Raw genomic sequence first — 7,828 nt, 5'->3', positions numbered from 1 at the left:
GGTTGCAGAGCGCGCAAAGGCCCCACCCGACCAGGGCGCGCCTCTACAAGAAGCAGGGGCTTACGCCGCCGCAGCCTGCTCGCGGCGCGGGCCTTCGCGGAGGGCGCGGCCGACCATGCCCACCAGCAGGTCCAGCTCCTCGCTGTCCATGCCGAAGTGCGGGGTGAAGCGCAGCGAGTTCTCGCCACCGTGGATCACGTTGATGCCGTGCTGGCGCAGCCATTCCTCGGTGGAGTTGGCGCCGTAGCACTTGAACTGCGGGGCCAGCTCGCAGGAGAACAGCAGGCCGGTGCCCTGCACCTTGGTGATCAGGCCACCCAGCTCACCCTTGAGCTGCTCCAGCTTGCGCACGGCCTCGGCACCGCGCTCGGCGATGTTGGCGCGCACCTGCGGGGTCAGCTGCGCCAGGGTGGCGCAGGCCACGTCCAGCGCACGCGGGTTGCTGGTCATGGTGTTGCCGTAGATGCCCTTGCGGTACAGCTGCGCGGCATGTTCGGTCACCGCCAGCACCGACAGCGGGTACTGCGCCGCGTTCAGTGCCTTGGAGTAGGTCTCCATGTCCGGCGGGTCCAGGCCTTCGAAGCCGGGGTAATCGACCACCGACAGCACGCCATGCGCGCGCAGGCCGGCCTGGATCGAGTCCAGCAGCAACAGGCTGCCATGGGCACGGGTCAGTTCACGGGCAACGGCATAGAACGACGGCGGCACCGAACGGCCCGGGTCGCCTTCGCCCATCACCGGCTCCAGGAATACCGCCTCGATGAACCACTGGTTGCGCGCGGCATCCTCGAACACTTTGCGCAGGCCGGCCTCGTCGTAAGGCGCCACGGTGATCACCGAATCCTCGCCACGGTAGCTGGCCAGGTGCTGCATGTAGCTCTTGCGGCTGGAATCGGAGTACAGCGCCGGGCGGTCGGTGCGGCCATGGAAGCTGCCCTTGACCACCACGCGCTTGATCGCGGCGCCGGCGTGGCGCGCGCCCGGGTCGGTCTGCAGCTTGGCATTGACGTCGGCAATGCGGGCGGCCAGACCGACCGCTTCGGAGCCGGAATTCAGGCACATGAAACGGGTGAACGGGCAGCCGCCACGGCGGTGGCCGATCTCGGCGCGCAGGGCAGTGATGAAGCGCTGCTGCGACAGGCTGGGGGTCATGATGTTGGCCATCACCTGCGGACGGGCCATCGCTTCCAGTACCGCGTCCGGGGTATGCCCGAAACCGAGCATGCCGTAGCCGCCGGCGTCGTACAGCACGGCGCCCTTCAGGGTGACCACCCACGGGCCGCGCGCGGCCAGCGCCACGTACGGCGTCACTGCGTCATCGGCGTAGAAATTGACGAAACCGTCCTGCATCGCGTCGATCTGCGCCTGTTCGTCCTGCGCCAGCAGCGGCCCCAGGTCGGCCTGCACACGCGCGAATTCCTCGGCGGCGGCGTCCACCGCGGCGATCAGCTGCGGGTGGTGGGCGGACAGGGCGGTCAGGGTGGCGTCGTCCAGGCCGGTGGTGAGGCGGGTGCCGGGCTGGCTGCGCAGGGGGGCGAGGCGTTCGATGAAGCTCATTGCAGATCTCCTGAAACAATGGGTCGCACGGGTCTTCAAAAGCAAAACGCGCGTCATCACGCGCGCTTGGGGCAGGCTCGTGCAGCGGACTTCCGACTCGATGCTAGCACTTGTTTTTTTGCGCGATAACCCCGCAGAAACCTGCTGCATAGCAGCATTTTGCGCGACGTTCGCCGCGAAGCGCGCCGGCTCGCAGACGCTGGACGTACAATGCGCGCCATTGTCGACCTGTTGCCGCCCACCGCCTTGAAGAAGTCCGATTTCCACTACGACCTGCCGGCTGAACTGATCGCGCAGGCTCCCCTGGCCGAGCGCTCCGCCAGCCGACTGATGCTGGTGCCGCCGGCACCGGCCGCCTTCACCGATCTGCAGGTGCGCGACCTGCCGTCGCTGCTGCAGCCGGGCGATCTGCTGGTGTTCAACGACACCCGGGTGATCCCGGCGCGCCTGTTCGGGCAGAAGGCCAGTGGTGGCCGCGTTGAAATCCTGATCGAGCGCCTGCTCGGTGGCCAGCAGGCCCGCGCGCAGGTCGGCGCCAGCAAGTCGCCGAAGGCCGGCAGTCGCATCGCCCTGGACGCAGGTGGCGAAGCCGAGGTGCTGGGCCGTGACGGCGAGTTCTACGTGCTGCAGTTCCATGTGCCGGAGTCGCTGGAGCAGTGGTTGCTGCATGCCGGCCGCCTGCCGCTGCCGCCCTACATCCAGCGCGAGCCGGGCGTGGACGACCGCGAGCGCTACCAGACCGTGTTCGCGCGCGAAGTGGGCGCGGTGGCCGCGCCGACCGCCGGCCTGCATTTCGACGAACCGCTGCTGGCCGCATTGAAGGAGAAGGGCGTGGAGTTCGGCCACGTCACCCTGCACGTTGGCGCGGGCACCTTCCAGCCGGTGCGCGCCGATGACCTGAAGGACCACGTGATGCACCGCGAGTGGCTGAACGTCGGCGCTGAGCTGGTGCAGCAGGTACGGCGCACGCGCGCGGCCGGCGGCCGGGTGATTGGCGTGGGCACCACCGTGGTGCGCGCGCTGGAGAGCGCGATGCGTGACGGTGAGCTGCTGCCGTTTGCCGGCGAGACCCAGATCTTCATCACCCCCGGTTACCGCATCCGCAGCGTCGACGCGATGGTGACCAACTTCCATCTGCCGGAAAGCACGCTGCTGATGATGATCTCCGCGTTCGCCGGCAAGGAGCGCGTATTCGAGGCCTACCAGCACGCGATCGAGCAGCGCTACCGCTTCTTCAGCTACGGCGACGCGATGCTGCTGTTCCCGCAGGCGGGGTAGGGCAGCCTGGGAGGGCAGGCCCCCTGTGGGTGCGCACCTTGGTGCGCACGCCTTCTTGGGAGACAATAGGCGACTATTTGCCTGAACGACCGCTCCATGTCCCGATTGCAGTTCCAGCTCCAGACCCGCGACGGCCGTGCCCGCCGTGGCCGCCTGACCTTCCCGCGTGGCACGGTGGAAACGCCGGCCTTCATGCCGGTGGGAACCTATGGCTCGGTCAAGGGCATCCTGCCGGACCAGGTGCGTGCGCTGGGCGCCGAGATCATCCTCGGCAACACCTTCCACCTGTACCTGCGCCCGGGCCTGGACATCATCGCCGACCACGGCGGCCTGCACGGCTTCTGCCGCTGGGATGGCCCGATCCTGACCGACTCCGGCGGCTTCCAGGTGTTCTCGCTGGCCCACCGCCGAAAGATCACCGAACAGGGCGTGACCTTCGCCTCGCCAACCGACGGCGCCCGCGTGTTCCTGGGCCCGGAAGAGAGCATGAAGATCCAGAAGGTGCTCGACTCGGACGTGGTGATGATCTTCGACGAGTGCACCCCGTACCCGGCTACAGAGGATGTTGCCCGCCGATCGATGGAACTGAGCCTGCGCTGGGCCCAGCGCAGCCGCAATGCGCATGACGAGCTGGGCAATGACGCGGCGCTGTTCGGCATCGTCCAGGGCGGCGTTCACACCGACCTGCGCAGCCGCTCGGCCGAGGCCCTGCAGGCGATCGGCTTCGACGGCTATGCCATCGGCGGCCTGGCCGTGGGCGAGCCCGAGCACGAGCGCAATGCCATGCTTGACCACCTGGACCCGGAGTTGCCGGGCGACCGTCCGCGCTACCTGATGGGTGTCGGCCGGCCGGAGGACCTGGTCGAGGGTGTCGCACGTGGCGTGGACATGTTCGATTGCGTGATGCCGACCCGCAATGCGCGCAACGGTCACTACTTCACCTCGTTCGGCACCGTCCGCATCCGCAACTCCCAGTACGCGCGGGACATGGATCCGATCGAGCCGGGCTGCGGCTGCGTGGCCTGCACCGGCGGCTACACCCGGTCCTACCTGCGCCACCTGGACCGCTGCAACGAGATGCTGGCGCCGATGCTGGGCACGCTGCACAACCTGTTCTATTACGAAAAGCTGATGGCCGACATCCGCGCGGCGATCGAGGCGGGAACCTTCCTGGCCTTCCGTGAGTCTTTCTACGCGGCACGCGGGGCGGTCGCGCCGGCCCTGTAACCCGGACGCCCCCTGCCAAACGGCCCAAGGACGAACGCCCGGGGCCGTGGCATACTTCAAGGCTGACCCAGATCCGCGGTCGACACCCCGTGCCCGTGAAAGGGCCGGAGCGCCGCCCAACCAAAGGACCAACGATGAACCTGCTTGCCTTCCTGATTCCCGCCGCCCACGCCCAGGCCGCCGGCGGCCAACCGCAGGGCATGGGCCTGACCACCCTGCTGTTCCCGATCATCCTGATCGCCATCATGTACTTCCTGATGATCCGCCCGCAGATGAAGCGGCAGAAGGAGCACAAGGCCATGCTGGAGAAGATCAAGCGCGGCGACGAAGTGCTGACCAACGGCGGCATCGCCGGCATCGTCACCGACATCGGCGACAACTTCATCACCATCGAAGTGGCTGACAACGTGCGCATCCGCGTGCAGAAGGGCGCTGTCGGCAACGTGCTGCCGGCCGGTACCCTGAAGTCGGCCCAGTAAGCCACTCCCTTTCCGATGCACAACCGCGGCGCCGGGGATGGCGCCGCGCGGGACCCAAGCAATGCTCGAATTTCCACGCTGGAAGTACGTCGTCATCCTGATCGTACTGGCGCTCAGCTCGCTGTACGCGCTGCCCAACATCTACCAGAAGGACCCGGCCGTCCAGATCACCGCCAACCGTGGCGGGCAGGTCGACGACGCGCTGCGCGACCGTGTGCTGGCCGACCTGAAGAAGGCCGGAGTGGACACCCTCGGTGCCGAGAAGGAAGGGGAAAGCCTGATCGTCCGCCTGCCGGACCTGAAGGCGCAGTCCGCCGCCAGCGACGCCCTGCGTGACACCGTCGGCGAGAAGTACACCGTGGCCCTGAACCTGGCCTCGACCGTGCCGGACTGGCTGGCCAACCTCGGCGGTCGTCCGATGGTGCTGGGCTTGGACCTGCAGGGTGGTGTGCACTTCGTGCTGCAGGTCGACCAGAAGGCCGCCCTGGACAAGCGCCTGGACGCCTATACCGAAGACGTGCGCAGCACCCTGCGTGACGCGCGCATCGCCTACCAGTCGGTGGAGCGCCGCGCGGACAACAGCATCGTGGCCAACCTGAGCCCGTCCGCCGGTGATGACGCCGCGCAGCGTGCCCGTACGGCCCTGGTCAAGGCGCAGCCGACGCTCGGCTATGACGTCAGCGGCAACCGCATCACGGTCACCGTGCCGGAAACCGAGATCACCCAGATCGCCAACGGCGCGATCGAGCAGAACATCAACACCCTGCGCAACCGCGTGAACCAGCTCGGCGTGGCCGAGCCGATCATCCAGCGCCAGGGTGCCGACCGCGTGGTCGTGCAGCTGCCCGGCGTGCAGGACACGGCCGAAGCCAAGCGCATGATCGGCGCCACCGCCACCCTTGAATACCGTGCGGTGGTCGAGGGCAATGCGCAGGACGCCATCAACTCCGGTCGCATCCCGCCGGAAGCGAAGGTCTATCAGCGTCGTGACGGCGGCGGTCCGATCCTGCTGAACAAGCGCGTGATCGTCACCGGCGACCAGATGGTCGGCGCGCAGGCGGTGACCGACTCCACCAGCGGTGCCCCGGCGGTCAGCGTGACGCTGAACAACGTCGGCGGCCAACGCATGTTCGATTTCACCAGCGCCAACGTGAACAAGCCGATGGCGGTGGTGTACACCGAACGCGTGCCGACCGTGACCATGGTTGACGGCCAGGAAGTGCGTGGCTTCAAGGTCAACGAGGAAGTGATCTCGGTGGCCAACATCAACGGTGTGTTCGGCAAGAACTTCCAGACCACCGGCCTGCAGAAGAAGGAAGCCGACGACCTGGCCAAGCTGCTGAAGTCGGGCTCGCTGGCCGCGCCGATGGACTTCGTCGAAGAGCGCGTGGTCGGCCCGAGCCTGGGCGCCGAGAACGTCAAGAACGGCATGCGCGCGGTGGTGTTCGCGTTCCTGTTCACCCTGGTGTTCTTCAGCGTGTACTACCGCATGTTCGGTGTGATCACCTCGGCGGCGATGCTGTTCAACCTGCTGATCGTAGTGGCGGTGATGTCGCTGTTCGGTGCCACCATGACCCTGCCGGGCTTCGCCGGCCTGGCGTTGTCGGTGGGCCTGTCGGTGGACGCCAACGTGCTGATCAACGAGCGTATCCGTGAAGAGCTGCGTGCCGGCGTGCCGGGCAAGACCGCGATCGTGACTGGTTACGAGCGTGCCTCGGGCACCATCCTCGACGCCAACCTGACCGGCCTGATCGTCGGCGTGGCGCTGTTCGCATTCGGTACCGGTCCGCTGAAGGGCTTCGCGCTGACCATGATCATCGGTATTTTCGCCTCCATGTTCACCGCGATCACCGTGTCGCGTGCGCTGGCGACGCTGATCTACGGCCGTCGCAAGAAGCTCCAGAACGTGGCCATCTGACGGGACGACACGCACAATGAAACTGTTTCCGCTGCACATCCTCCCGAACGACACCAAGATCGACTTCATGCGTTGGCGCCATGTCGCCATGGCAGTCACCATCGTGGTGTTCCTGGCCTCGATCGCCATCATCGGCATCAAGGGCTTCAACTACGCGCTGGACTTCACCGGCGGCACCCTGATCGAAGCCCGCTTCGACAAGCCGGTGGACGTCGAGCAGGTCCGCACCAAGCTCGAGCAGAATGGCTTCGAAGGCGCCCAGGTGCAGAGCGTCGGTGGCAACACCGACCTGCTGATCCGCCTGGCCCCGCACGGTGAGCATGCGCCGGGTACCGGTGACGCCGCCGCCGAGGACAAGGCCACTGCTGCCGCTGTGGTGAAGGCGCTGTCGTCGGCCGACAACCAGGCCACCGTGCTGCGCAACGAGTTCGTGGGTCCGCAGATCGGCAAGGACCTGGCGATGAATGGCCTGTACGCCACCATCTTCATGCTGGCCGGCTTCCTGATCTACATCGCGGTGCGCTTCGAATGGAAGTTCGCGGTCACCGCCAGCATCGTGGCGATGTTCGACCTGATCGTGACGGTGGCTTACGTGTCCCTGCTGGGCCGTGAGTTCGACCTGACCGTGCTGGCCGGCCTGCTGTCGGTGATGGGCTTTGCTATCAACGACATCATCGTGGTCTTCGACCGCGTCCGCGAGAACTTCCGCAGCCTGCGCGTGGACTCGATGGAAGTGTTGAACCGTTCGATCAACCAGACGCTGTCGCGTACGGTGATCACCGCGGTGATGTTCTTCCTGTCGGCGCTTGCCCTGTACCTGTACGGTGGCAGTTCGATGGAAGGCCTGGCCGAGACGCACATGATCGGTGCAGTGATCGTGGTGCTGTCCTCGATCCTGGTGGCGGTGCCGATGCTGACGATCGGCTTCCTGCGCGTCAGCAAGCAGGACCTGTTGCCCAAGGCAAAGGACATCGAAGCCCTGGAGCGTCGCCCGTAATTACTTGCTGCCCGCAGCACACAGAGAACCCCGCGCAAGCGGGGTTTTTTGTTGGCAGGGCTTGCAGCCCTGCACCCGCTCAATGCAACGGCAACGGCAACGTCAAAAGCCGGAGCTGGCTTTCTGCTGGTTGGGCGGGGGCCGGTTGGGTTGGGGGCCCCCCCCCTAAACCCCAACTGGGGGGGGGGTTGGGGGCCTCCATGGGGCCACCCGCCTCCCCAAACCCCATGCCCCCACCCCCCCACAAATACCGATTGTTTTGGTTTTTTTTACACTTTTTTCAAAAAAAATAAAAAAATAACTTTCCTCTAGTATTAAAAAAAAACCGCCCCAAACACGCCCTCCGATATGGGTTTCGGGCTCGTTGTTTTA

At 66.1% G+C, this 7,828-nt stretch carries 6 protein-coding genes; 5 read left to right on the top strand and 1 reads right to left on the bottom strand.

The features are described 5' to 3' along the window. Positions 1–60 precede the first annotated feature (60 nt). A complete protein-coding gene (locus tag QRO91_RS21235) occupies positions 61–1,557 on the bottom strand; it encodes an aminotransferase class III-fold pyridoxal phosphate-dependent enzyme (RefSeq protein WP_049428517.1) in 1,497 nt (498 codons plus the stop codon). A gap of 210 nt (positions 1,558–1,767) precedes the next feature. On the opposite strand from QRO91_RS21235, the gene queA reads away from it, so the two are divergent. The 5 genes from queA (at position 1,768) to secF (ending at position 7,456) form a co-directional block, all read left to right on the top strand. Further along, complete coding sequence (queA, locus tag QRO91_RS21230; protein WP_049428518.1) at positions 1,768–2,835, top strand: tRNA preQ1(34) S-adenosylmethionine ribosyltransferase-isomerase QueA; 1,068 nt, start codon at positions 1,768–1,770, stop codon at positions 2,833–2,835. Between the two features lie 96 nt (positions 2,836–2,931). Then, positions 2,932–4,062: a tRNA guanosine(34) transglycosylase Tgt gene (gene tgt, locus QRO91_RS21225; RefSeq protein ID WP_100443611.1), complete on the top strand. Its 1,131-nt coding sequence runs from the start codon at positions 2,932–2,934 to the stop codon at positions 4,060–4,062. Positions 4,063–4,196: 134 nt separating this feature from the next. Beyond that, positions 4,197–4,541 (top strand): preprotein translocase subunit YajC, encoded by a 345-nt coding sequence (gene yajC / locus QRO91_RS21220; RefSeq protein WP_006434333.1) that lies wholly within the window; start codon positions 4,197–4,199, stop codon positions 4,539–4,541. Positions 4,542–4,602: 61 nt separating this feature from the next. Beyond that, positions 4,603–6,459 (top strand): protein translocase subunit SecD, encoded by a 1,857-nt coding sequence (gene secD, locus QRO91_RS21215; RefSeq protein ID WP_197620308.1) that lies wholly within the window; start codon positions 4,603–4,605, stop codon positions 6,457–6,459. 16 nt (positions 6,460–6,475) lie between these two features. Continuing rightward, positions 6,476–7,456: a protein translocase subunit SecF gene (gene secF, locus QRO91_RS21210; RefSeq protein ID WP_049428521.1), complete on the top strand. Its 981-nt coding sequence runs from the start codon at positions 6,476–6,478 to the stop codon at positions 7,454–7,456. Positions 7,457–7,828 lie beyond the last annotated feature (372 nt).

Origin of the sequence: Stenotrophomonas maltophilia group sp. Smal32, assembly GCF_030237085.1 — a bacterium.
In the GTDB taxonomy this organism is placed as follows: domain Bacteria; phylum Pseudomonadota; class Gammaproteobacteria; order Xanthomonadales; family Xanthomonadaceae; genus Stenotrophomonas; species Stenotrophomonas maltophilia_Q.
The sequence above is the reverse complement of the archived record's forward strand: the minus strand, read 5'-3'. Positions and strand labels throughout refer to the sequence as shown.

What these genes read in the sequence shown, in the direction of transcription:
- yajC (WP_006434333.1), top strand. Translation starts at nt 4,197, where the DNA reads ATGAACCTGCTTGCCTTCCTGATTCCCGCCGCCCACGCCCAGGCCGCC.
- tgt (WP_100443611.1), top strand. Translation starts at nt 2,932, where the DNA reads ATGTCCCGATTGCAGTTCCAGCTCCAGACCCGCGACGGCCGTGCCCGC.
- secF (WP_049428521.1), top strand. Translation starts at nt 6,476, where the DNA reads ATGAAACTGTTTCCGCTGCACATCCTCCCGAACGACACCAAGATCGAC.
- queA (WP_049428518.1), top strand. Translation starts at nt 1,768, where the DNA reads ATGCGCGCCATTGTCGACCTGTTGCCGCCCACCGCCTTGAAGAAGTCC.
- secD (WP_197620308.1), top strand. Translation starts at nt 4,603, where the DNA reads ATGCTCGAATTTCCACGCTGGAAGTACGTCGTCATCCTGATCGTACTG.
- QRO91_RS21235 (WP_049428517.1), bottom strand. Translation starts at nt 1,557, where the DNA reads ATGAGCTTCATCGAACGCCTCGCCCCCCTGCGCAGCCAGCCCGGCACC.